The organism is Enterobacter cloacae complex sp. SHL022 (assembly GCF_049237785.1).
GTDB classification, from domain to species: domain Bacteria; phylum Pseudomonadota; class Gammaproteobacteria; order Enterobacterales; family Enterobacteriaceae; genus Enterobacter; species Enterobacter hormaechei_C.
The window spans coordinates 277,811-302,118 of the sequence record NZ_JBMKJH010000007.1 but is presented as its reverse complement, the minus strand read 5'-3'; the positions used below and the strand labels follow the sequence as shown (position 1 = coordinate 302,118).

23 protein-coding genes are annotated in these 24,308 nt (G+C 54.2%); 15 read left to right on the top strand and 8 right to left on the bottom strand.

The window, feature by feature from the left end:
- Positions 1-281: 281 nt before the first annotated feature.
- Entirely contained in the window at positions 282-989 is a 708-nt protein-coding gene (locus tag ACOTZD_RS16460; RefSeq protein ID WP_003862405.1) for a FadR/GntR family transcriptional regulator, read from the top strand.
- Positions 986-2,419, top strand: coding sequence for a multidrug transporter subunit MdtD (mdtD, locus tag ACOTZD_RS16455; RefSeq protein WP_003862403.1), 1,434 nt, complete (start codon positions 986-988; stop codon positions 2,417-2,419). The genes ACOTZD_RS16460 and mdtD overlap by 4 nt, the downstream gene beginning before the upstream one ends.
- Here the strand turns inward: mdtD and rbsR are convergent.
- The 7 genes from rbsR to kup form a co-directional block, all read right to left on the bottom strand.
- Positions 2,385-3,377: a ribose operon transcriptional repressor RbsR gene (gene rbsR, locus ACOTZD_RS16450; protein ID WP_072200116.1), complete on the bottom strand. Its 993-nt coding sequence runs from the start codon at positions 3,375-3,377 to the stop codon at positions 2,385-2,387. The genes mdtD and rbsR overlap by 35 nt on opposite strands.
- A gap of 3 nt (positions 3,378-3,380) precedes the next feature.
- The gene (gene rbsK / locus ACOTZD_RS16445) at positions 3,381-4,310 is read right to left on the bottom strand and encodes a ribokinase (RefSeq protein ID WP_003862399.1); all 930 of its coding nucleotides are present in this window, start codon (positions 4,308-4,310) and stop codon (positions 3,381-3,383) included.
- Between the two features lie 108 nt (positions 4,311-4,418).
- On the bottom strand, positions 4,419-5,309 hold the full coding sequence (gene rbsB, locus ACOTZD_RS16440) for a ribose ABC transporter substrate-binding protein RbsB (RefSeq protein ID WP_003862397.1): 891 nt from the start codon (positions 5,307-5,309) through the stop codon (positions 4,419-4,421).
- Positions 5,310-5,336: 27 nt separating this feature from the next.
- Complete coding sequence (gene rbsC / locus ACOTZD_RS16435; RefSeq protein ID WP_174402165.1) at positions 5,337-6,302, bottom strand: ribose ABC transporter permease; 966 nt, start codon at positions 6,300-6,302, stop codon at positions 5,337-5,339.
- A 4-nt stretch (positions 6,303-6,306) separates the two neighbouring features.
- Positions 6,307-7,812 (bottom strand): ribose ABC transporter ATP-binding protein RbsA, encoded by a 1,506-nt coding sequence (gene rbsA, locus ACOTZD_RS16430; RefSeq protein WP_003862393.1) that lies wholly within the window; start codon positions 7,810-7,812, stop codon positions 6,307-6,309.
- 7 nt (positions 7,813-7,819) lie between these two features.
- The gene (gene rbsD, locus ACOTZD_RS16425; RefSeq protein ID WP_003862392.1) at positions 7,820-8,239 is read right to left on the bottom strand and encodes a D-ribose pyranase; all 420 of its coding nucleotides are present in this window, start codon (positions 8,237-8,239) and stop codon (positions 7,820-7,822) included.
- 225 nt (positions 8,240-8,464) lie between these two features.
- A complete protein-coding gene (gene kup, locus ACOTZD_RS16420) occupies positions 8,465-10,333 on the bottom strand; it encodes a low affinity potassium transporter Kup (RefSeq protein WP_003862390.1) in 1,869 nt (622 codons plus the stop codon).
- Positions 10,334-10,555: 222 nt separating this feature from the next.
- On the opposite strand from kup, the gene ravA reads away from it, so the two are divergent.
- Together ravA and viaA are read left to right on the top strand one after the other, a co-directional pair.
- On the top strand, positions 10,556-12,052 hold the full coding sequence (gene ravA / locus ACOTZD_RS16415; protein ID WP_003862389.1) for an ATPase RavA: 1,497 nt from the start codon (positions 10,556-10,558) through the stop codon (positions 12,050-12,052).
- Positions 12,046-13,497, top strand: coding sequence for an ATPase RavA stimulator ViaA (viaA, locus tag ACOTZD_RS16410; protein ID WP_015570153.1), 1,452 nt, complete (start codon positions 12,046-12,048; stop codon positions 13,495-13,497). The genes ravA and viaA overlap by 7 nt, the downstream gene beginning before the upstream one ends.
- Here the strand turns inward: viaA and asnA are convergent, their stop codons facing one another.
- Positions 13,498-14,490 (bottom strand): aspartate--ammonia ligase, encoded by a 993-nt coding sequence (gene asnA / locus ACOTZD_RS16405; RefSeq protein ID WP_003862385.1) that lies wholly within the window; start codon positions 14,488-14,490, stop codon positions 13,498-13,500.
- A gap of 151 nt (positions 14,491-14,641) precedes the next feature.
- On the opposite strand from asnA, the gene asnC reads away from it, so the two are divergent.
- The 11 genes from asnC to atpG all read left to right on the top strand — a co-directional run bounded on the left by asnC (position 14,642) and on the right by atpG (position 24,281).
- Positions 14,642-15,100: a transcriptional regulator AsnC gene (gene asnC / locus ACOTZD_RS16400; RefSeq protein ID WP_174402164.1), complete on the top strand. Its 459-nt coding sequence runs from the start codon at positions 14,642-14,644 to the stop codon at positions 15,098-15,100.
- A 90-nt stretch (positions 15,101-15,190) separates the two neighbouring features.
- On the top strand, positions 15,191-15,640 hold the full coding sequence (mioC, locus tag ACOTZD_RS16395) for an FMN-binding protein MioC (RefSeq protein WP_003862381.1): 450 nt from the start codon (positions 15,191-15,193) through the stop codon (positions 15,638-15,640).
- 374 nt (positions 15,641-16,014) lie between these two features.
- Positions 16,015-17,904 carry a tRNA uridine-5-carboxymethylaminomethyl(34) synthesis enzyme MnmG gene (gene mnmG, locus ACOTZD_RS16390; protein ID WP_003862379.1) on the top strand — a complete coding sequence of 630 codons (1,890 nt, stop codon included), beginning with the start codon at positions 16,015-16,017 and terminating at the stop codon, positions 17,902-17,904.
- Between the two features lie 107 nt (positions 17,905-18,011).
- Positions 18,012-18,635, top strand: coding sequence for a 16S rRNA (guanine(527)-N(7))-methyltransferase RsmG (gene rsmG / locus ACOTZD_RS16385; RefSeq protein ID WP_003862377.1), 624 nt, complete (start codon positions 18,012-18,014; stop codon positions 18,633-18,635).
- A gap of 616 nt (positions 18,636-19,251) precedes the next feature.
- Positions 19,252-19,632, top strand: coding sequence for a F0F1 ATP synthase subunit I (gene atpI / locus ACOTZD_RS16380; RefSeq protein WP_003862375.1), 381 nt, complete (start codon positions 19,252-19,254; stop codon positions 19,630-19,632).
- An 8-nt stretch (positions 19,633-19,640) separates the two neighbouring features.
- Positions 19,641-20,456: a F0F1 ATP synthase subunit A gene (gene atpB / locus ACOTZD_RS16375; RefSeq protein WP_003862373.1), complete on the top strand. Its 816-nt coding sequence runs from the start codon at positions 19,641-19,643 to the stop codon at positions 20,454-20,456.
- A gap of 49 nt (positions 20,457-20,505) precedes the next feature.
- A complete protein-coding gene (gene atpE, locus ACOTZD_RS16370) occupies positions 20,506-20,745 on the top strand; it encodes a F0F1 ATP synthase subunit C (RefSeq protein WP_000429386.1) in 240 nt (79 codons plus the stop codon).
- 48 nt (positions 20,746-20,793) lie between these two features.
- Positions 20,794-21,264 (top strand): F0F1 ATP synthase subunit B, encoded by a 471-nt coding sequence (gene atpF, locus ACOTZD_RS16365; RefSeq protein ID WP_003862370.1) that lies wholly within the window; start codon positions 20,794-20,796, stop codon positions 21,262-21,264.
- 14 nt (positions 21,265-21,278) lie between these two features.
- Positions 21,279-21,812, top strand: a complete 534-nt coding sequence (gene atpH, locus ACOTZD_RS16360; RefSeq protein WP_003862369.1) for a F0F1 ATP synthase subunit delta — start codon at positions 21,279-21,281, stop codon at positions 21,810-21,812.
- A 12-nt stretch (positions 21,813-21,824) separates the two neighbouring features.
- Positions 21,825-23,366, top strand: a complete 1,542-nt coding sequence (gene atpA, locus ACOTZD_RS16355; protein ID WP_003862367.1) for a F0F1 ATP synthase subunit alpha — start codon at positions 21,825-21,827, stop codon at positions 23,364-23,366.
- Positions 23,367-23,417: 51 nt separating this feature from the next.
- Positions 23,418-24,281 carry a F0F1 ATP synthase subunit gamma gene (atpG, locus tag ACOTZD_RS16350; RefSeq protein ID WP_003862364.1) on the top strand — a complete coding sequence of 288 codons (864 nt, stop codon included), beginning with the start codon at positions 23,418-23,420 and terminating at the stop codon, positions 24,279-24,281.
- Positions 24,282-24,308: the final 27 nt, after the last annotated feature.

Sequence of the window (24,308 nt, the reverse complement as noted above, 5' to 3'; positions counted from 1 at the left end):
GGGTGTGCATATTACGCTTTCCCGCTTCAGAGTCAAGCGTTTGTTTTGCTTTTCTCTGCTGACCCGGCGGCGTGTGTGCCGTTGTTCCGTGTCAGTGGAGGCGCATTATAGGGAGTTCTTCTGAAGTGACAAGAGGAAATTTAAAAAAAATTTCTGACCGTGTTTTTTTTCACCAAAAGCGATGAGATCCAGCTACAAATTGTTCTATTTGATGTATCTGCAACCACAATCACACCTGAGATGGCATAATTAGCCGCATCAATATCTAAGGAATAAAAGCGATGCCATTAAGCGCACAACAGCTGGCAGCTCAAAAAAACCTGTCCTATGTGCTGGCAGAGAAACTGGCGCAGCTGATCTTAGCGGGTAAATATGCTCCAGGTAGCATCCTGCCCAGCGAGATGGAGCTGGGAGATCAGTTTGGCGTTAGCCGTACAGCCGTTCGCGAAGCGGTAAAAACATTAACGGCGAAAGGGATGGTGCTTCCACGCCCGCGCATTGGCACCCGCGTTATGCCTCAGGGAAACTGGAACTTTCTCGATCAGGAGTTGCTCACCTGGTGGATGACCGAAGATAACTTTAATCAGGTCGTCGATCACTTTCTGGTCATGCGCAGCAGTCTTGAACCTCAGGCCTGTCTGCTTGCCGCCACGCTCGGCACAGCAGAGCAAAAAGCGCAGCTCAATACTTTGATGGAAGAGATGGTGGATCTGAAAAAGCACTTTAACCGCGAGCGCTGGATAGCGGTCGATATGGCCTGGCATGAACATATCTATAATATGAGCGGAAATCCTTTCCTGACCTCCTTTGCTTCTTTATTCCATTCTGTGTACCACACTTACTTTACCTCTATCACACAGGATGAGGTGGTGAAGCTGGATCTGCATCAGGCGATAGTCGATGCCATTCAGGAGAGCGACGGGCAGCGAGCCCTGAGTGCGTGCCAGGCGTTGCTGGCCGCGCCAACCCACCAGCAGGTAAATAAATGACAGAGAAAAAAGCACGCAGTATGGCCGGATTGCCGTGGATTGCAGCCATGGCGTTCTTTATGCAGGCACTTGATGCCACTATCCTCAATACCGCCCTTCCCGCCATAGCACAAAGCCTTAACCGCTCCCCGCTGGCGATGCAATCCGCCATCATCAGCTACACCCTGACGGTGGCGATGCTTATTCCGGTCAGCGGCTGGCTGGCCGATCGTTTCGGCACGCGTAAAGTATTCATGCTGGCGGTGACGTTGTTCACCCTCGGTTCTCTGGCTTGCGCCCTCTCCACCTCTCTGACGGAACTGGTTATCTTCCGCGTTCTACAGGGGATAGGCGGCGCGATGATGATGCCCGTCGCGCGTCTGGCGTTATTGCGCGCCTATCCGCGCAGCGAACTGCTCCCGGTGCTCAACTTTGTGACTATGCCGGGGCTGGTCGGCCCGATACTTGGCCCGGTTCTCGGTGGCGTACTGGTGACCTGGGCAAGCTGGCACTGGATCTTCCTGATTAATATTCCGATTGGTGTGGCAGGGCTGATTTATGCCCGTAAATATATGCCGAACTTCACCACGCCAAGACGCAGCTTCGATATGGGCGGCTTCTTCCTGTTTGGCCTGAGCCTGGTCCTGTTCTCCAGCGGGATGGAGCTGTTTGGCGAGAAAATCGTAGCAACGTGGCTGGCGCTGGCCGTCATCCTCAGCGGTATTCTGCTGTTCCTTCTATATATACGTCATGCGCGTCGCCATCCGACACCGCTTATCTCTTTATCTCTGTTTAACACCCGAACGTTCTCCGTCGGGATTGCGGGCAACATTGCCTCACGTCTGGGCACGGGCTGCGTACCGTTCCTGATGCCGCTGATGCTCCAGGTCGGTTTCGGCTATCCGGCCCTGATTGCTGGCTGCATGATGGCGCCCACGGCGATGGGCTCGATTCTGGCAAAATCGACGGTCACGCAGGTGCTGCGCTGGTTTGGCTATCGTAAGACGCTGGTTGGCGTGACGATCTTTATCGGATTGATGATTGCGCAGTTCTCTCTGCAATCTGCGGCGTTACCAATCTGGATGCTGATCCTGCCGCTGTTTGTGCTGGGTATGGCCATGTCGACGCAGTTTACGTCGATGAACACCATCACCCTTGCGGACCTCACCGACGAGAATGCCAGCAGCGGCAACAGCGTACTGGCGGTCACTCAACAGCTGTCGATCAGCCTCGGGGTTGCCGTGAGCGCGGCGGTACTGCGGTTTTATGAAGGGTTTGACGGTACAAATACCGTTGAGCAGTTCCACTATACCTTTATCACCATGGGCGCGCTTACCGTGGTATCGGCGGTGGTCTTTATGTTGTTAAAACCAAAAGACGGCCGGAACCTGATTAAAGAGCGTCACAAAGAGAAGGCTAAACCGAACCGCGTTCCATCAGAACAGGAGTAAGCTGCAAACGTTGCTGTTGCAGCGTGGGCTGGGCCATGCGGTGGATCAACACATCGATGGCCAGCTCGCCCAGTTCATCTTTCGGCTGATGGATGGTGGTCAGCGGCGGCGTCATGTAGCGCGCCAGTTCGATATCATCGTAACCGACGATCGCCATGTCGTCCGGGACACGTAATCCCGCCTGATAAAGCGCCTGATAAGCTCCGAATGCCATCGCATCATTACCGATAAACACCGCCTGCGGGCGCGGCTCTTGCGCCAGCAATTTCTGCATTGCTTCAAATCCACCGTTAAATTCGAAATCGCCGGTGATGCAATAGCCATCAGGAATGGCAAGCCCCGCACGTTCCATGGCCGAAAGATAGCCTTCCAGACGCAGGCGCGCCGGGGTTTTATCCAGCGGGCCGGTAATACAGGCAATGCGGGTATGACCTTTATCGATCAGATGCTGAGTCGCCATATCGCCGCCCAGCAGCGAGTTATCCTGGATCAGATCGCTGGTGCCGTCGAACGGCGCCCAGTCCATCATCACCGTGGGAATAGAAGGGTAGCGCTGGATGATCTCTTTCGAAGGTTGATGCGTTTCGGTACAGAGCAGCAGCAGCCCGTCGACGCGCTTTTGCATCAGCGTTTCCAGGTTACGGTTCATGCGCTGCTCATCGCCTTCGGTATTGCACAGCACCAGGCTGTAGCCGCGCTCGAAGCAGCTGCGCTCCACGCCGCGCACCAGTTCAGAATAGAAAGGATTGGTACTGGCCGTGATCAGCATGCCGATGGTGCGCGTCTGGTTAAGCTTAAGGCTGCGCGCCAGCGCGGACGGCGCATAGTTGAGTTCTTTAATTGCAGCGTCAACTTTCTCCCGAATCGCCTCGCTGACGAAGCGATCGTTATTGATAACGTGGGAAACAGTCGAGGTAGAAACGCCCGCCATACGGGCGACATCTTTCATTGTGGCCAAGCGTTACCCCTGCTGACTTAAGAATTCATCAATCTCTTTACGCCATGGAACAGAAGGCTGAGCGCCTTTACGCGTCACCGCGATCGCAGCGGCGGCATGCGCGAAGCGGATCGCGTCATCCATTGCTTTTCCTTCCAGCAGCGCCGTTACCAGCGCACCGTTGAAGGTGTCTCCTGCGGCGATGGTATCAATGGCTTTGACCTTAAAGCCCGGCACGCGACGACCTTCGCCATTGACGCTAGCCCACACCCCACGGCTGCCGAGGGTGATGATCACGGTGCCGATGCCTTTATCATGCAGCGCAAGCGCGGCACGCGCTGCATCGTCATCATTTTCGACACGGATACCCGTCAGCTTTTCCGCTTCGGTTTCGTTCGGGGTGATAATATCCACCAGCGCCAGCAGCTCGTCTGATAATACACGGGCAGGTGCCGGGTTAAGTACGACAGAGGTATGATTTTCATGCGCAATTTTCGCAGCGGCCAGCACGCTTTCAACCGGTGACTCCAGCTGCATCAGCAGGGCTTCCGCTCCGGCGATGATTCCACGCTGCGCTTCGACGCGTTCAGTCGTTAACGCGGCATTAGCCCCCGCATGAATACCGATGACATTCTCACCTTCCGCATTGACGAAAATCAGCGCCACGCCGGTAGATTCCCCTGCAACCACGCTGACGGGTGCGATGTCGATGTTGTCGCTTGCGAGCTGTTTGCGTACGCGCTCGCCGGTATCGTCATCACCCGTACAGGCGATAAACGCGATATTCGCCCCGCTGCGTCCGGCGGCAACCGCCTGGTTTGCGCCCTTACCGCCGAACGCCACCTGATACTGATTGCCGGTGACGGTTTCGCCCGGAGTGGGGAACGTTTCAAGGTTAAGAATGTGATCGGCATTGATACTGCCAAGGACGACGAGGTTGCCTGCGGTTTTCATGTATTGAGGTGTCCATCTGAGAGCGCCACCGGTATTACCCGGTGGCGTATGCCACACTTTTCTTTTATTTGGTGTCCCTCAGGCAGCCAGCGACTGCCTGAATCGCCTTTACTGCTTAATGACCAGTTTCAGGTCAACAGGATATTTGGCCTGAACTTTTTCGCCCTTCAGCACTTTATCGGCAGTTTGCACGCCAGTCGCGCCAATCTGCTCAGGCAGCTGAGCGATGGTCGCAGCCAGTTTGCCATCATTTACTGCTTTTTCACCATCCGGCGTGCCGTCAAATCCGACAACCATCACATCTGATTTACCCGCAGTCTGGAGCGCACGCAGCGCACCGAGCGCCATTTCGTCGTTCTGTGCGAATACGGCCTGCACATCAGGATGCGCGGTCAGCAGGTTCTGCATGACGTTCAGACCCTTTGTACGGTCGAAGTCTGCCGGCTGGCTCGCCAGCACGTTGAATTTGTGCGCAGCTACAGCCTGCTGGAAACCTTCACCACGTTCACGGGCCGCGGAAGTCCCGGCGATACCCTGCAACTCAATCACTTTCGCGCCTTCACCGGCTTTCTTCGCGATGTAGTCGCCGGCGATTTTTCCGCCCAGTACGTTATCAGACGCAATGTGGCTGACCACATCCCCTTTCGTTGCCTGACGGTCAAGGGTGATTACCGGGATCTTCGCCTGGTTTGCCATCTTCACGGCATTACCGACCGCGTCGGAATCGGTTGGGTTGATCAGCAGGATTTTGGTGCCACGAACGGTTAAGTCCTGAACGTTAGCCAGCTCTTTCGCCGGGTTGTTCTGAGAATCCAGCACCACCAGGTTGTAGCCCAGTTTATCTGCTTCTTTCTGCGCGCCATCCTTCAGGGAGACGAAGAACGGGTTGTTCAGGGTAGAGACAACCAGCGCGATGGTGTCCTTCGCCATGGCGTTAGCACTTACGGTTGCGCTCAGCGCGACAGCAGAAACCAGGGTAGCCAGTTTTTTCATGTTCATATCTAAGATGTCCTGTAGTGTCGTCAGTTACTGTTTTTTGTTGTCTACCAGTACCGCCAGCAAAATCACCACTGCCTTAACGATCATCTGGTAATAGGAGGAAACACCTAACAAATTCAAACCATTATTCAGGAAACCGAGGATCAGTGCGCCGATCAATGTCCCAACAATGCGACCTTTACCGCCCGCAAGGCTCGTACCGCCCAGAACCACTGCCGCGATGGCATCCAGCTCATAGCCCGTACCCGCCGTTGGCTGTGCGGAAGAGAGGCGCGCCACTTCGATGATGCCCGCCAGAGACGCCAGCAGGCCGCACAGGGAGTAAACGATAACTTTGACTTTATTAACGCTGATACCGGACAGGCGCGTTGCCGCTTCGTTACCGCCCAGCGCATAGATATAACGACCCAGACGGGTATGGTGCAGCATGTACCACGCCGCCAGGAAAACGATAGCCATGATCCAGACCGGGGTCGGGACACCCAGCGGGCGACCGATACCGAACCAGCCAAACAGATCGGCGTTATCGGTAAAGCCGGTATTAATCGGGCTGCCGTTGGTGTACACCATGGTCACACCGCGCAGCAGCAGCATCATCACCAGCGTGGCGATGAACGCCTGAACGCGACCTTTCGCCACAATTACGCCGGTTACGGCGCCAATTGCCGCACCTGCCGCCAGCGCAGCGGCAACGGCCACCAGCGCGTTGACCTCAATACCGACAATCGACGCGGCGATCGCGCCGGTGAGGGCCAGCAGGGAACCGACGGACAGATCGATACCCGAGGTCAAAATCACCAGCGTCATCCCCACCGCCATAATGGCGTTGACAGAGGTCTGCTGAAGAATGTTGAACAGGTTATTGACGGTAAAAAAGTTCGGGCTCATGGTCGAGACAATCGCGATCAGCACCAGCAGGGCAATCAGCGATTTTTGTTCCATCAGCCATGCCTTTGTGAAATAGCGGCGACCAGAAACAGCCTGGGTAGTCATCTTCTTACTCCTGATTCACGCGATTAAGCTTGCCCACAGCGGCAGCCATCAGAACTTCCTGGGTGGCCTGCTCGCGAGTGAATTCACCGCCGAGATGCCCTTCATGCATGACGATAATGCGATCGCTCATGCCTAATACTTCTGGCATCTCGGAAGAGACCAGAATGATGCTCAGACCGTCGGCCTTGAACTGGTTAATCAGCTGATAGATCTCTTTTTTCGCGCCCACGTCCACGCCGCGGGTGGGCTCATCGAGGATCAGTACTTTCGGGCGCGTCATCAACCCGCGGGCAATCGCCACTTTCTGCTGATTACCGCCGGACAACAGGCCAATCGCCTGCTCCATCGATGGGGTTTTAACGTTAAAGAGACGGATAAAATCGCTGACCGCCTGCTGCTCATCTTTGTGTTTCAGGCTGCCGCCGCTGCGGCTGAAATAGCCTAGCGCAGTCAGGGACATGTTCTCTTTTACCGACATGCCCAGCACTAAGCCGTCGCGCTTACGGTCTTCAGAGATATAGACGATGCCATTCGCCAGCCCGTCCTGCGGCGAGCGGGTGACCACTTCATGACCGTCAAGGGTAACGTAGCCGCTGGTGCGCGGCAGTGCGCCATAGAGCACTTTCATCAGTTCAGTACGCCCCGCCCCCATCAGGCCCGCGACGCCAAGGATCTCGCCCTTGCGCAGGGTAAAGGAGACGTCATTCACGCCCGGTCCGCAGAGGTTATCCACCTTCAGGCGGATCTCACCCGGCGCTTTCTCCAGATGTGGATACTGATCTTCGAGCTTACGTCCCACCATCATTTCGATCAGCGAATCTTCGGTCAGGGTTGCTACTTCGCGCTCGGCAATAAACTGCCCGTCGCGAAAGACGGTGACGTCGTCGCAGATTTCGAAGATCTCTTTCATGCGGTGTGAGATATAGACAATGCCGCGGCCCTGGGATTTCAGCTCACGGATCACGCGGAACAAGGATTCGGTTTCGGTATCGGTCAGGGCGTCGGTCGGTTCATCCATAATGATGACCTTCGACTCGAAGCTCAGCACCTTCGCGATTTCCACCATCTGCTGATCGCCGATGGAAAGGTCGCCCACCAGTCGGTCGCTCTTAAAGCGCAGATTCAGCTTCGCCAGCAGCTTGTCGGCTTCGGCATACATGGTTTTCCAGTCGATTTTGCCAAACCGGTTCACGAACTCACGGCCGAGGAAGATGTTCTCCGCAATGGTGAGCTGCGGGATCAGGTTCAGCTCCTGGTGAATAATGCCGATGCCCGCTTCCTGAGAGGATTTCGGGCCGTTGAAGGTGGTCTCTTTACCCAGCCACAGCAGCGAACCGGCATCGCGTTGGTAGATACCGGTCAGCACTTTCATCATGGTGGATTTGCCGGCGCCGTTTTCGCCCACCAGCGCCATGACGCGCCCGGAATAGACGTTCAGCGCCGCGCCGGAGAGGGCTTTTACGCCCGGGAACGATTTATCGATCCCTTTGAGTTGCAGTAATGCGTCCATGATGGCCTCAGAAGGTGACGCCAGCACAGAGAATGATATTTGCATACGGGGAACACTCCCCGCTGCGAATCACCGCCTGACTGTCTGCGGTTTGTTGTTTGAACTGCTCGTGCGTTGTGTAACGAATTTCTATGGTGTTTCCCTGGTGCTGTTGCAGTTGCTCAATGTGGCTGAGCAACGTTTCGTGGAGTTGCGGATTATGTTGTTTGATTTCCGCCGCGAGAATGGCCGCCTCAACCTGCATCTCCGCGGTGACCACTTCCAGTACCTGCATGAACGAGGGCACGCCCTGCGTTAACGCCATATCGATACGGGTTGTGCTGCGCGGAACCGGTAAGCCTGCATCGCAAACCACCAGCGTATCGGTATGCCCAAGACGGGAAATCACCGATGAGATTTCTGAGTTGAGTACTGTGCCTTTCTTCATTTTTTGCTCCACTAGCGAAACGTTTCGCTAAAAACAGTGTAGCCGCAGAAGTGTTCAGAAAACCATCATGACGTAACGGATTTGTGATCAACGTCGAAACGTTTCGCTAAGTGAAATGCAGAGGAGGTAAATGCAAAACGGTAACCGTCAGGTTACCGTTTTTTATGGTTGCGCCCTCTCCCTGTGGGAGAGGGTCGGAGTGAGGGCATCAGCCCGCACGGAGTCTTAAATCTCGACCTGCGTGCCCAGCTCAATCACGCGATTAGGCGGGATCTCAAACTGGTCAGGCGCACGCAGGGCGTTACGTTGCAGAATGAGATACAGCTTGCCGCGCAGGCGCAGATACCATGGGCGCTTGCCGATGATCAGCGACTCGTGGGACATAAAGAACGACGTCTCCATCATGCGGCAACTCAGGCCTTCCAGACCGCAGCGGTGGAACACCTCTTCCACGTTCGGCGTTTCGCGCCAGCCGTAGCTTGCCACCACGCGCCAGAAGGTTGGCGACAGCTGTTCAATCTGTACGCGACGCACGTTGTGAACGTACGGCGCATCTTCAGTACGCAGCGTCAGCAGGATCACGCGCTCGTGCAGCACTTTGTTGTGCTTGAGGTTATGCATCAGCGCAAACGGGATTACGTTCAACGCGCGAGACATATACACCGCCGTGCCCGGCACGCGCACCGGTGGGGATTTCTCCAGCGAGGCAATCATCGCCTCCAGAGAGTTACCGTGCTCATGCATACGACGCAGCAGGCGGAAACGTTCGCTCTTCCACGTCGTCATCACAATAAACATCACCAGACCCAGCGTCAGCGGCAGCCAGCCACCGGAGACAATCTTGTCGAGATTCGCAGAAAACAGCGGCACGTCGATACAGAGGAAGCCAACCAGGATCAGCCCCACGAGGAACTTATTCCAGTGCCAGTTACGGTACGCCACGGTGGTGGAGAGAATAGAGGTCAACACCATCGTTCCGGTTACCGCGATACCGTACGCCGCCGCCAGATTACTGGAGTGCTCAAAGCTGACGATGACAATCACCACCGCGAAGTAGAGCAGCCAGTTGACGAACGGAATGTAGATCTGGCCAGACTCCATCTCTGAGGTATGGATAATGCGCATTGGGGAGAGATAACCCAACCGCACGGCCTGACGCGTCAGGGAGAATACGCCGGAAATGACAGCCTGAGAGGCAATGACCGTCGCCAGCGTCGCCAGGATCAGCATCGGAACCAGCGCCCAGTCCGGCGCCAGCAGGAAGAACGGGTTTTTAATCGCTTCAGGGTGTGCAAGCAGCAGCGCGCCCTGACCGAAGTAATTCAGCACCAGTGAAGGCAAGACCACGCTAAACCATGCGACGCGAATAGGGAGTTTCCCGAAGTGGCCCATATCCGCATACAGCGCTTCAACACCGGTAATGGAAAGTACCACCGCGCCCAGCGCCACAAACGACACCACTTTATATTCCAGGAAGAAATGCACCGCCCACAATGGGTTCAGCGCGTGCAGGACATCCGGGTTGGCGATAATACTGCGTAAGCCCAGCGCCGCCAGGATTAGGAACCAGGCCAGCATAATAGGCGCGAACAGCTTACCCACCAGCCCGGTACCGTGTTTTTGTATAGCAAACAGCAACGTCAGCACGATAATAGCGAGTGGCACCACCCAAGTATCAAGCTGTGGCGCGACAATCTCCAGCCCCTCTATGGCCGACATTACCGAAATCGCCGGCGTAATCACGACTTCTCCATAGAAGAAGCTGCCGCCAATCAGGCCAATGATGACCAGCACGGAGGTCATTCTTGCAGACGTATTGCGCCCGGCAAGGGACATCAGGGTCAGAATACCGCCCTCGCCCGCGTTATCAGCCCGCATAACGAAAGAGAGATATTTAAGGGAGACCACCAGGATCAGCAGCCAGAAGATGAGCGAGAGGAAACCAAATACGGCGTCACGCTCTACACCAAAACCAAACTGACCGGACAGACATTCACGAAGCGTATAAAGCGGGCTGGTGCCGATATCACCGTAGACAACCCCGATCGCCGCAAGCGTTACTGCGGGTAATGATTGCTTATTATCAGTGCTCATAGACTAGTCTTTTCGTTTGAATAACAAATGTGTGCTTAGTCCCTTGGCCCACAAAAAGCGCACAGTATGCACGATTCAATGCAAAATCGTACCCCTAAATGCAGCCACATTAATGTAGCGCAAAGAAAATAGCGCCGCACTTCAGCCTATTACCAGGCCAGACCGAAACGTCTATACTCGCTTCAATTAGCCGCCACGACGGCGAAAGGATGCAAAACTATTATGGCTCACTCACATTTATTAGCAGAAAGAATTTCCCGCCTCAGCAGTGCGCTGGAAAAAGGCCTTTACGAGCGTAGCCACGCCATTCGCCTCTGTTTACTGGCGGCGCTGAGCGGGGAAAGCGTGTTTCTGCTGGGGCCGCCGGGCATTGCCAAAAGTCTGATCGCACGCCGCCTCAAATTCGCTTTCCAGAACGCGCGCGCATTCGAGTATTTGATGACGCGCTTCTCCACGCCGGAAGAAGTTTTCGGCCCACTCTCCATTCAGGCGCTAAAAGATGAGGGACGCTATGAACGTCTGACGGCGGGCTATCTCCCGGAAGCGGAAATCGTCTTTCTTGATGAGATCTGGAAAGCCGGCCCGGCCATTCTGAATACCCTGCTGACGGCAATTAACGAACGCCGATTCCGCAACGGCGCCAGCGAAGAGAAGATCCCCATGCGCCTGCTGGTGGCCGCGTCAAACGAACTGCCCGAAGCCGACAGCAGCCTGGAAGCGCTGTATGACCGTATGTTGATCCGCCTGTGGCTGGATAAAGTCCAGGATAAATCAAACTTCCGTTCTATGCTGGTAAGCCAGCAGGATGAAAACGAAAATCCGGTGGCAGCGTCATTGCAGGTCACGGACGAAGAATACCACCAGTGGCAGGAGGAGATCGGCAAGATAAAACTGCCCGATCCCGTTTTTGAGCTGATCTTCATGCTGCGCCAGCAGCTTGATTTACTGCCCTCTGCCCCCTATGTCTCCGATCGCCGCTGGAAAAAAGCGATCCGCCTGCTGCAGGCCAGCGCCCTGTTTAGCGGCCGCGATGCTGTCGCTCCCATCGATCTGATCCTGCTGAAAGACTGCCTGTGGCACGACGCAGAAGGGATGAATCTGATGCAGCAGCAGCTGGACGTTTTGATGACCGGACACGCGTGGGGTCAGCAATCCATGCTTAATCAACTGGGGGCGATTGCTCAACGTCGCCTTCAGCTCCAGCAGCAGCAAAGTGACAAAACCGCGCTGAAGGTGAACCGTCTTGGCGGGATGTTTGCCCGTAAACCGCACTACGAACTGCCAGCCGGGCTGACTGACGCCTCGCTAACGCTTCTTCTTCAGCAGCCGCTGAAGCTTCATGATATGCAGGTTGTGCATGTGACTATCGAACGCGTTGCGCTGGTTCAGTGGCTGGATAAGGGCGGTGAGATCCGCGGTAAACTCAACGGTATCGGCTTTGCACAGCCGTTGTCGATGGAAGTCGACAGCAGCCAGCACCTTGTGATCCGCGACGTCAGCCTTCAGGGATCGCGCCTGGCTCTGCCGGGCACGGCCTCCGACACTGTGCCGGAGGAGATCAAACAGCAGCTCGACGCGCTGGATAACGAATGGCATCAGCAGCACACCCGCTTCAGCGAGCAGCAGAAATGCCTCTTTATCCATAGCGACTGGTTAGGTCGCATTGAAGCCAGCTTGCAGGATGTCAGCGCGCAGATCAAACAGGCTCGTCAATGCTAACGCTGGACACGCTTAACGTCATGCTGGCGGTTAGCGAGGAAGGGTTGATCGAAGAGGTCGTCATTACCCTGCTCGCTTCACCGCAGCTGGCGGCCTTCTTTGAAAAATTCCCGAAGCTCCGAAAAGCAATGACGGACGATCTTCCCCGCTGGCGCGATAACCTGCGCCAGCGGTTTAAGGAGACGGAAGTCCCGCCGGAACTGACAGAGGAAGTGGCTGGTTACCAGCAGTGCCAGCGGCTTTCAACGCCGCAGTTTATTGCCCAGCTACAGCAAACTCTGACGCTGCTTGATAACGTTCACTCCCCGTTTGCCAGCCAGGCCAGAGCGCTGGTCACGGACAACCCCAGCTTCACTCCCGCCCTGCATACGCTGTTTTTACAGCGCTGGCGACTGAGCCTTGTGGTCCAGGCCACGGCCCTCAATCAGCAGTTGCTGGACGAAGAGCGCGAACAGTTGCTCAGTGAGGTCCAGGAGCGAATGACCCTGAGCGGCCAGTTAGAACAGGTGCTGGTGGAGAATGAAAACGCCGCTGGTCGACTCTGGGATATGAGTGCCGGCCAGTTAAAGCGGGGCGATTATCAGCTGATCGTGAAGTACGGCGACTTTCTGGCGCAACAGCCGGAGCTGATGAAGCTCGCAGAACAGCTCGGCCGCTCCCGGGAGGCCCGGTCGGTCCCAAAGAAAGATGCGCCGATGGAGACCTTCCGAACGCTGGTACGCGAGCCCTCCACCGTACCGGAGCAGGTGGACGGGTTACAGCAAAGCGATGACATCCTGCGTCTGCTGCCTACGGAACTCAGCACGCTGGGAATGACCGAACTGGAGTATGAGTTTTATCGTCGGCTGGTGGAAAAACAGCTCATTACCTATCGACTGCATGGCGAAGCCTGGCGCGAGAAGATCAGCCAGCGTCCGGTGGTGCACCAGGATTTTGATGAGCAACCGCGCGGCCCATTCATTGTTTGCGTCGATACGTCCGGATCGATGGGGGGCTTTAATGAACAGTGCGCAAAAGCGTTCTGCCTGGCCCTGATGCGCGTGGCGCTCGCCGATCGTCGTCGCTGCTACATCATGCTCTTTTCCAGCGAAGTGGTGGGGTATGAACTGACCAGCCCGCAGGGGCTGGAGCAGGCGATCCGCTTTTTAAGCCAGCGCTTTCGCGGCGGCACCGATCTGGCCAGCTGTTTTCGCAGTATCATTGAGCGCATGCAGGGCGGTGACTGGTACGACGCGGATGCGGTGGTGATTTCCGATTTTATTGCCCAGCGGCTGCCGGACGACGTCGTGAATAAAGTGAAGGAGATGCAGCGCGTGCACCAGCACCGTTTCCATGCCGTGGCGATGTCTGCACATGGAAAACCCGGCATCATGCGCATCTTCGATCATATCTGGCGCTTTGATACCGGGTTGCGTAGCCGCCTGCTCAGACGCTGGCGACGTTAATTAAAGAAGAGAACCGACGCTCTCACGTACCTGCTGCGGCCAGACCCCACACTGCACCTGACCGATATGGGACAGTTGCAACAGCAGCATGGTCAGACGAGACTGGCCAATACCACCGCCGATGGTCTGCGGCATTTCACCGCGCAGCAGCGCCTGGTGCCATTCCAGTTGCAGACGATCCTCATCACCGGTCACGGCCAGCTGACGCTTCAGTGCTTCAGCATCCACGCGGATCCCCATTGAAGAGAGTTCAAACGCATCTTCCAGAACCGGGTTCCAGACCAGAATATCGCCGTTCAGACCAGCATATTCGCTTTCGCCCACTGTGCTCCAGTCATCGTAATCCGGCGCACGGACGTCGTGACGTTTACCATCAGACAATTTTCCGCCAATGCCGATCAGGAATACCGCGCCAAGCTCTTTGGCAATCGCGCGTTCACGGCCTTTGGCATCCAGATCCGGGAAACGGCTCAGCAACTCCTGACTGTGAACAAAGTGGATCGTTTCCGGCAGGAACGGTGCCAGACCAAACTCTTTGCTTACGGCCGCTTCGGTCGCTTTGATCCCGGCGTAGATCGCCTCAACGGTAGATTTCAGCGTGCCAACGTGGCGCTCGCCGTCACCCATTACGCGCTCCCAGTCCCACTGGTCAACGTAGACAGAGTGAATGGGGGAGAGGCGGTCTTCATCGGGGCGAAGGGCTTTCATATGCGTGTAAAGCCCTTCGCCCGCGCTGAAGTCGTGTTGTCCCAGGGTTTGACGCTTCCACTTCGCCAGGGAATGAACCACTTCGAACTGAGCGTCTGGCAGTGTTTTCACTTTTACCTGTACCGCTTTTTCGCATCCAGAGAGGTTATCCTGCGTCCCGTCACCCACGCGGCTGAGGATCGGGGCCTGGACTTCAATCAGCCCAAGCTTCTCTTCCAGCTGGCGGGAAAAATGGGATTTTACGAAACTGATCTGGCGTTGTTTTGCGATGTAAGCGGTTTTCATTATTTATACTCCTGCGTCCTGTTGATACTGATTAAGCAACAGAACAGGCGCTTAATTCAATAACCCATCAACAAAAAGCCCCCTTCACTTTTGATTCGTTAAAATAAGACGCTAGAATAGAAGGAATCATTAATCTTCATAAGAAAAACCTATGGAAAATTATCAGATCGACAATCTGGACCGCGGCATTCTGGAAGCGCTCATGGCCAACGCACGCACCGCGTATGCCGAACTGGCTAAACAATTTGGCGTCAGCCCGGGGACCATTCACGTTCGCGTAGAGAAAATGAAGCAGGCCGGGATCATCACCGGCGCACGCATTGATGTCAGCCCGAAGCAACTCGGCTACGACGTCTGCTGCTTCATTGGCATTATTCTGAAAAGCGCCAAAGATTACCCCTCCGCGCTGAAGAAACTGAACGCGCTGGATGAAGTCACTGAGGCGTACTACACCACCGGGCACTACAGCATCTTTATAAAGGTCATGTGCCGATCCATTGACGCCCTCCAGCAGGTACTTATCAACAAGATCCAAACAATCGATGAAATTCAGTCCACTGAAACCCTGATCTCCCTGCAAAACCCGATCATGCGTACTATCCGCCCGTGATCGGGAAATTTCATTCCCACATTTTCCACAGGTAGATCCCAGCTCGTTCACAGCGTACAATGGCCGCCTCTTTATCTGAGCGAGCGATCAATGGCGGACATTACTCTTATCAGCGGCAGCACCCTGGGCGGTGCGGAATATGTAGCGGAACATCTGGCTGAGAAGCTGGAAGACGCGGGCTTTTCTACACAAACGCTGCACGGACCGCTGCTGGAAGATCTCCCGACTGACGGGGTCTGGCTGCTGATCACCTCCACGCACGGCGCGGGCGATCTGCCAGATAACCTGCAACCTTTATATGACGAACTGCTGGAACAACAGCCCGATCTGTCAAACGTCCGGTTTGGCGCTGTGGGGATCGGCAGCCGTGAATATGACACTTTCTGTGGCGCCATAGAGAAAGTAGAAGCTGCGGTGACCGCCTGCGGAGCAAAACAGCTGGGTGAAACGCTGAAGATCAACATCCTCGATCATGATATTCCCGAAGATCCAGCCGAGATCTGGCTCGCGGAATGGAAAAATTTACTCAAAAACGATTAAAGATCGTGCGAACAGATGTGGATAACTCTGGTTAAAAGCTCGTATTAAGCCGTAGTTATCCAAATAACAACGTTGGTTTAGTTTTTGACCTGTGTATAAAGTGGCGATCTGATCCCAGCTTATACGGTCCAGGATCACCGATCATTCACAGCAAACGATCCTTCCTAACTGCATGATCTTATTTATGGGATCGGACTTATCCACAAAGGTCTGCGATCCTAATAAGAGATCACAATAGAACAGATCTCTAAATAAAAAGATCTTCTTTTTAATAGCCCAGGATCCCAATGCTTTCTCGAAAGACTAAAGTTGAGTAGAATCCACGGCCCGGGCTTCAATCCATTTTCATACCGCTTTACGCGAGGCAGACCACCATGTTTTATCAGGATCCTTTTGACGTCATCATCATTGGCGGGGGTCACGCAGGCACTGAGGCCGCAATGGCCGCAGCGCGAATGGGTCAGCAGACCCTGCTTTTGACACACAATATCGACACGCTGGGACAAATGTCCTGTAATCCGGCGATTGGCGGCATTGGGAAAGGACACCTGGTAAAAGAAGTGGATGCACTTGGCGGCCTGATGGCGAAAGCGATCGATCATGCGGGTATTCAGTTTAGGATACTAAACGCGAGTAAAGGTCCGGCTGTTCGCGCCACCCGTGCACAGGCAGACCGTGTGCTTTACCGTCAGGCTGTGCGCACCGCGCTGGAAAACCAACCGAACCTGATGATCTTCCAGCAGGCGGTAGAAGATCTTATCGTGGAGAACGATCGTGTTGTTGGCGCCGTGACCCAAATGGGTCTCAAATTCCGCGCAAAAGCGGTGGTGCTGACGGTCGGGACATTCCTGGACGGTAAAATCCATATTGGTCTGGACAATTACAGCGGTGGTCGTGCTGGCGATCCGCCGTCAATTCCGTTATCTCGTCGTCTGCGTGAGCTGCCGCTGCGCGTAAGCCGCCTGAAAACCGGCACGCCGCCGCGTATTGATGCGCGCACCATTGATTTCAGCGTGCTGGCACAGCAGCACGGCGATAACCCGATGCCGGTGTTCTCGTTCATGGGCAATGCGGCGCAACATCCGCAGCAGGTGCCGTGCTACATCACGCACACCAATGAAAAAACCCATGACGTGATCCGCAATAATCTCGATCGCAGCCCAATGTATGCTGGTGTGATCGAAGGGATCGGCCCGCGTTATTGCCCGTCTATCGAAGACAAAGTGATGCGCTTTGCCGATCGTAATCAGCACCAGATCTTCCTCGAACCGGAAGGGCTGACATCTAACGAAATTTACCCGAACGGCATCTCCACCAGCCTGCCGTTCGACGTGCAGATGCAGATTGTGCGTTCAATGCAGGGCATGGAAAACGCGAAGATCGTTCGTCCTGGCTACGCTATTGAGTACGATTTCTTCGATCCGCGTGACCTGAAGCCGACGCTGGAAAGCAAATTCATTCAGGGTCTGTTCTTCGCAGGCCAGATTAACGGCACCACCGGGTACGAAGAAGCTGCCGCGCAAGGGCTGCTGGCCGGTCTGAACGCCGCTCGCTTCTCTGCCGAGAAAGAGGGCTGGGCACCGGCGCGTTCTCAGGCTTACCTGGGCGTTCTGGTCGACGATCTCTGCACGCTGGGGACCAAAGAACCGTACCGCATGTTTACTTCTCGTGCGGAATATCGCCTGATGCTGCGCGAAGACAATGCCGATCTGCGTCTGACCGAGGTGGGCCGCGAGCTGGGTCTGGTGGATGACGAGCGCTGGGCGCGCTTCAACGAGAAGCTGGAGCGCATTGAACAGGAACGTCAGCGCCTGAAAACCACCTGGGTGAATCCGCAGGCGGAAACTGCTGCTGAAGTGAATGCTCACTTAACAGCACCGCTGTCGCGCGAAGCCAGTGGGGAAGATCTGCTGCGCCGTCCTGAAGTCACCTACGAGAATCTGGTCAAACTGACGGCGTTCGCACCGGGCCTTGAAGACGCTGAAGCTGCCGAGCAGGTCGAAATTCAGGTGAAGTACGAAGGCTACATCGCGCGTCAGCAGGATGAGATCGAAAAACAGCAGCGCAACGAAAACACGCTGCTGCCGGAAATGCTGGACTACCGTCAGGTGACGGGCCTTTCCAACGAAGTGATCGCTAAGCTGAACGATCACAAACCTGTGTCGATTGGCCAGGCCTCACGTATCTCTGGCGTCACACCTGCCGCGATTTCGATTCTGCTGGTGTGGCTGAAAAAGCAGGGCATGCTGCGCCGTAGCGCGTAATGCTCTGTAAATAGCCCGGTGGCGCTGCGCTTACCGGGCCTACTGAACCCGTAGGGCGGGTTAGCGAAGCGCCACCCGCCACTTAAGTTTCTCAACAGGTATCCACCGTGCTCAATAAACTCTCTCGTCTGCTGGAACAGGCAGGTATTTCGCTCACCGATCACCAGAAAAATCAGCTGGTGGCCTATGTCGATATGCTGAACAAATGGAATAAAGCGTACAACCTCACCTCCGTACGCGATCCCAACGAGATGCTGATTCGCCATATTCTCGATAGCATCGTCGTGGCGCCGTATCTGAACGGTGAACGTTTTATCGATGTGGGCACCGGTCCGGGCTTGCCGGGCGTTCCGTTGTCTATTGTTCGACCGGAGAGTCATTTCACGCTGCTGGACAGCCTGGGCAAGCGCGTACGCTTTTTACGCCAGGTTCAGCATGAGCTGAAGCTGGAAAACATTACGCCCGTACAGAGCAGGGTAGAGGAGTTCCCGGCAGAGCCACCGTTTGACGGTGTTATCAGCCGCGCGTTTGCCTCACTCAATGACATGGTGAGCTGGTGCAAACACCTGCCAGCGGAGAAGGGGCGTTTTTATGCGCTGAAAGGGCAACTTCCGGGGGACGAAATCGAGCAGCTTCCGGACGGTTTTGTTGTCGAATCTATTGAGAAACTCCAGATCCCTCAGCTCGAAGGTGAGCGTCATCTGGTGATAATTAAGCCAAACACTTTTTAAAAAATTAATAAAAAATGTGGAATTTGTGCTGTTCTGATCGTGTTAAAAAGCAGCACATTCAGTCTGATTTGGTCGTCGTTAATTTAACCTTGTTGTTACCATGGATTTTCTTATGGTTAACCTGACGTGATTCGTTCACTCAGAGGATAGTCAACCATGAAATTATCAGTCTGCTAAAAGTGGGTAAAAGCAACAAGAATGGAATGTTAAATATTTATTAAGAATGTCAATAAAAGGTTTTTGTTGTATACGGCTCTGTTTTAAAAATAGTTGCGGTTTTTTTGCTTTAATTTCATGCAGATGAAATTAATCGTTTTACGTCTTTGATAAATACCATTTTATCGCAAATGTGTATTTTGTGATCTCGTGCACGCTTTATCACCAACGTTTCCGCGCTGTTTGCAGTTTTGCCTGAAGGTCAACGCTTGGGTCAAAAGTTGAAAAATAGGACTGGGGAAAAATATTTAAACATTTATTCACCTTTTCGCTACTTAATGTTTGAAATCACGGGTACGCACCGTATAATTTGACCGCTTTTTGATGCTTGACTCTGAGCCTTAAAGGACGTTTTATACGACACGCGGCATACCTCGAAGGGAGCAGGAGTAAAAACGTGATGTCTGTGTCGCTCTTGAGTAGAAACGTTGCTCGTAAGCTTCTGTTCATTCAGTTTCTGGCTGTGATAGCAAGTGGACTGCTGTTTAGCCTCAAAGACCCCTTCTGGGGCATCTCCGCCGCGTGCGGAGGTTTGGCGGTGGTTCTGCCAAACGTGTTGTTTATGATTTTTGCCTGGCGTCATCAGGCGCATACACCTGCCAAAGGCCGCGTGGCTTGGTCCTTCGCTCTCGGCGAAGTGTGTAAGGTGTTGCTGACCTTTGCTCTACTGGTGATGGCGCTGGCGGTTTTGAAAGTGGTATTCATGCCGCTGATAGCAACGTGGGTTTTGGTGCTGGTGGTACAAGTTCTGGCTCCAGCTGTAATCAATAACAAAGGGTAAAAGGCATCATGGCTTCAGAAAATATGACGCCGCAGGATTACATAGGTCACCATCTGAATAACCTTCAGCTGGACCTGCGTACATTCTCGCTGGTGGATCCACATAACCCCCCGGCCACCTTCTGGACGATCAACATCGACTCCATGTTCTTCTCGGTGGTTTTGGGTCTTCTGTTCCTGGCCATGTTCCGTAGCGTTGCTAAAAAGGCGACCAGCGGTGTTCCAGGGAAATTCCAGACGTTCATCGAGATGATCATCGGCTTCGTCCATGGCAGCGTGAAAGACATGTACCATGGTAAGAGCAAACTGATTGCTCCGCTGGCCCTGACCGTGTTCGTTTGGGTCTTCCTGATGAACCTGATGGACCTCCTGCCTATCGATTTCTTACCTTGGATCGGTGAGCACGTACTCGGCCTGCCTGCACTGCGCGTGGTTCCGTCTGCCGACGTGAACATCACCCTGTCGATGGCGCTGGGCGTATTTATCCTCATTCTGTTCTACAGCATCAAAATGAAAGGCGTAAGCGGCTTTGTGAAAGAGCTTACCTTGCAGCCGTTCAACCACTGGGCGTTTATTCCGGTCAACCTGATTCTGGAAGGCGTTAGCCTGCTGTCCAAACCTGTTTCACTGGGTCTGCGACTGTTCGGCAACATGTATGCGGGTGAGCTGATTTTCATTCTGATCGCGGGTCTTCTGCCGTGGTGGTCACAGTGGATTCTGAATGTGCCATGGGCCATTTTCCACATCCTGATCATTACGCTGCAAGCCTTTATCTTCATGGTTCTGACGATCGTCTATCTGTCGATGGCGTCTGAAGAGCACTGATTTTTTACCAACACTACTACGTTTTAATTGAAACAAACTGGAGACTGTCATGGAAAACCTGAATATGGATCTGCTGTACATGGCTGCCGCTGTGATGATGGGTCTGGCGGCTATCGGTGCTGCGATCGGTATCGGCATCCTCGGGGGCAAATTCCTGGAAGGCGCAGCGCGTCAACCTGATCTGATTCCTCTGCTGCGTACTCAGTTCTTTATCGTTATGGGTCTGGTGGATGCAATCCCAATGATCGCTGTAGGTCTGGGTCTGTACGTGATGTTTGCTGTCGCGTAGTAGTTGTTTTAAAACCCCAAGCCACAGAAATTTAAGAGGTATTGTGCTGTGAACATGAACGCAACAATCCTCGGCCAGGCCATCGCGTTTATTCTCTTTGTCTGGTTCTGCATGAAGTATGTATGGCCGCCTTTAATGGCTGCCATCGAAAAACGTCAGAAAGAAATTGCTGACGGTCTGGCTTCCGCAGAACGCGCTAAGAAAGATTTGGACCTTGCACAGGCCAACGCGACAGACCAGCTGAAAAAAGCGAAAGCTGAAGCTCAGGTAATCATTGAACAGGCTAACAAACGCCGTTCTCAGATCCTGGACGAAGCCAAAGCTGAAGCAGAACAGGAACGTACTAAGATCGTGACACAGGCTCAGGCTGAAATTGAAGCTGAGCGTAAACGTGCTCGTGAAGAACTGCGTAAGCAGGTTGCGATTCTGGCTGTTGCTGGCGCCGAGAAGATCATCGAACGTTCCGTGGATGAAGCTGCTAACAGCGACATCGTGGACAAACTTGTCGCTGAACTGTAAGGAGGGAGGGGCTGATGTCTGAATTTGTTACGGTAGCTCGCCCCTACGCCAAAGCAGCTTTTGACTTTGCTGTCGAACACCAAAATGTCGATCGCTGGCAGAATATGCTGGCGTTTGCCGCTGAGGTGACGAAAAACGAACAAATGGCCGAGTTGCTTTCTGGTGCGTTAGCGCCTGAAACCCTCGCCGCGTCGTTTATCGCCGTGTGCGGAGAGCAACTGGATGCCAACGGCCAGAACCTGATTAAGGTGATGGCGGAAAATGGTCGTCTCCGTGTGCTCCCGGATGTTCTCGAGCAGTTTGAGCACTTACGTGCCCTTAGTGAAGCTACCGCTGAAGTTGAAGTAACTTCCGCGACTGAACTGAGTGACGAACAGCTTGCGAAAATCACCGCCGCGATGGAAAAACGTCTGTCACGCAAAGTTAAGCTGAATTGCAAAATCGATAAGTCTGTAATGGCAGGCGTAATCATCCGCTCGGGTGATATGGTCATTGATGGCAGCGTACGCGGCCGTCTTGAGCGCCTTGCAGACGTCTTGCAGTCTTAAGGGGACTGGAGCATGCAACTGAATTCCACCGAAATCAGCGAACTGATCAAGCAGCGCATTGCTCAGTTCAATGTTGTGAGTGAAGCTCACAACGAAGGTACTATTGTTTCTGTAAGTGACGGTGTTATCCGCATCCACGGCCTGGCCGATTGTATGCAGGGTGAGATGATTTCCCTGCCGGGTAACCGTTACGCTATCGCACTGAACCTGGAGCGCGACTCCGTAGGTGCCGTTGTGATGGGTCCATACGCTGACCTCGCCGAAGGCATGAAGGTTAAGTGTACTGGCCGTATTCTGGAAGTGCCGGTTGGCCGTGGCCTGCTGGGTCGCGTTGTTAACACCCTGGGTGCGCCAATCGACGGTAAAGGTCCGGTTGAGCACGATGGCTTCTCACCAATCGAAGTTATCGCACCAGGCGTTATTGACCGTCAGTCTGTTGATCAGCCAGTACAGACGGGTTATAAGTCTGTTGATGCCATGATCCCAATCGGTCGTGGTCAGCGTGAACTGATCATCGGTGACCGTCAGACCGGTAAAACCGCGATGGCAATCGACGCCATCATCAACCAGCGTGACTCCGGCATCAAATGTGTGTACGTGGCTATCGGCCAGAAAGCGTCCACCATTTCCAACGTGGTTCGTAAACTGGAAGAGCACGGCGCACTGTCTAACACCATCGTTGTGGTAGCAACCGCGTCTGAATCTGCTGCACTGCAATACCTGGCACCATACGCCGGTTGCGCAATGGGCGAATACTTCCGTGACCGCGGTGAAGATGCGCTGATCGTATACGATGACCTGTCTAAACAGGCTGTTGCTTATCGTCAGGTTTCCCTGCTGCTCCGTCGTCCACCAGGACGTGAAGCATTCCCGGGCGACGTATTCTACCTCCACTCTCGTCTGCTGGAGCGTGCTTCCCGCGTTAACGCGGAATACGTCGAGAACTTCACCAAAGGTGAAGTGAAGGGTAAAACAGGTTCTCTGACCGCCCTGCCGATCATTGAAACCCAAGCGGGTGACGTTTCTGCGTTCGTTCCGACCAACGTAATCTCCATTACCGATGGTCAGATCTTCCTGGAAACCAACCTGTTTAACTCCGGTATTCGTCCGGCGGTTAACCCGGGTATCTCCGTATCCCGTGTGGGTGGTGCTGCTCAGACCAAGATCATCAAGAAACTGTCCGGTGGTATCCGTACCGCGCTGGCACAGTATCGTGAACTGGCTGCGTTCTCTCAGTTCGCATCCGATCTGGACGAAGCAACCCGTAAACAGCTGAGCCACGGTCAGAAAGTGACCGAGCTGCTGAAGCAGAAACAGTACGCGCCAATGTCTGTTGCTCAGCAGGGCCTGGTACTGTTCGCGGCTGAACGCGGTTACCTCGAAGATGTGGAACTGGCGAAAATCGGTAGCTTCGAAGCCGCTCTGCTGGCTTACGTCGACCGTGATCACGCTCCGCTGATGCAAGAGATCAACCAGACCGGTGGCTATAACGACGAAATCGAAGGCAAGCTGAAAGCTATCCTCGATTCCTTCAAAGCAACCCAATCCTGGTAATCGTCCGGCGGCTTGTCTCAGGACAAGCCGTCTGGCATTGAGGAGAAGCTCATGGCCGGCGCAAAAGAGATACGTAGTAAGATCGCAAGCGTCCAGAACACGCAAAAGATCACTAAAGCGATGGAGATGGTCGCCGCTTCCAAAATGCGTAAATCGCAGGATCGCATGGCGGCCAGCCGTCCTTATGCAGAGACCATGCGCAAAGTGATTGGTCACCTTGCAAACGGTAATCTGGAATATAAGCACCCTTACCTGGAAGAACGCGACGTTAAGCGCGTGGGCTACCTGGTGGTGTCGACTGACCGTGGTCTGTGTGGCGGCTTGAACATTAACCTGTTCAAAAAACTGCTGGCGGATATGAAAGGCTGGTCCGATAAAGGCGTTCAGTGCGATCTGGCACTGATTGGCTCTAAAGGCGTCTCTTTCTTTAACTCCGTTGGTGGCAACATTGTCGCTCAGGTGACCGGTATGGGTGATAACCCGTCCCTGTCCGAACTGATCGGCCCGGTTAAAGTGATGTTGCAGGCCTACGATGAAGGCCGTCTGGACAGACTGTACGTTGTCAGCAACAAATTTATTAACACCATGTCTCAGGTGCCTACGCTCACTCAGATGCTGCCGTTACCGGCATCAGAAGATGACGAGCTGAAACAGAAAGCCTGGGATTACCTGTATGAACCCGATCCGAAACCGCTGCTGGATACCCTGCTGCGTCGTTACGTTGAATCTCAGGTTTATCAGGGCGTTGTAGAAAACCTGGCCAGCGAGCAGGCCGCACGAATGGTGGCGATGAAAGCCGCGACCGATAATGGCGGCAGCCTGATTAAAGAGCTGCAGTTGGTTTACAACAAAGCTCGTCAGGCCAGCATTACTCAGGAACTCACCGAGATCGTCTCGGGGGCCGCCGCGGTTTAACCAGGTTTACGAATTACGTAGAGGATT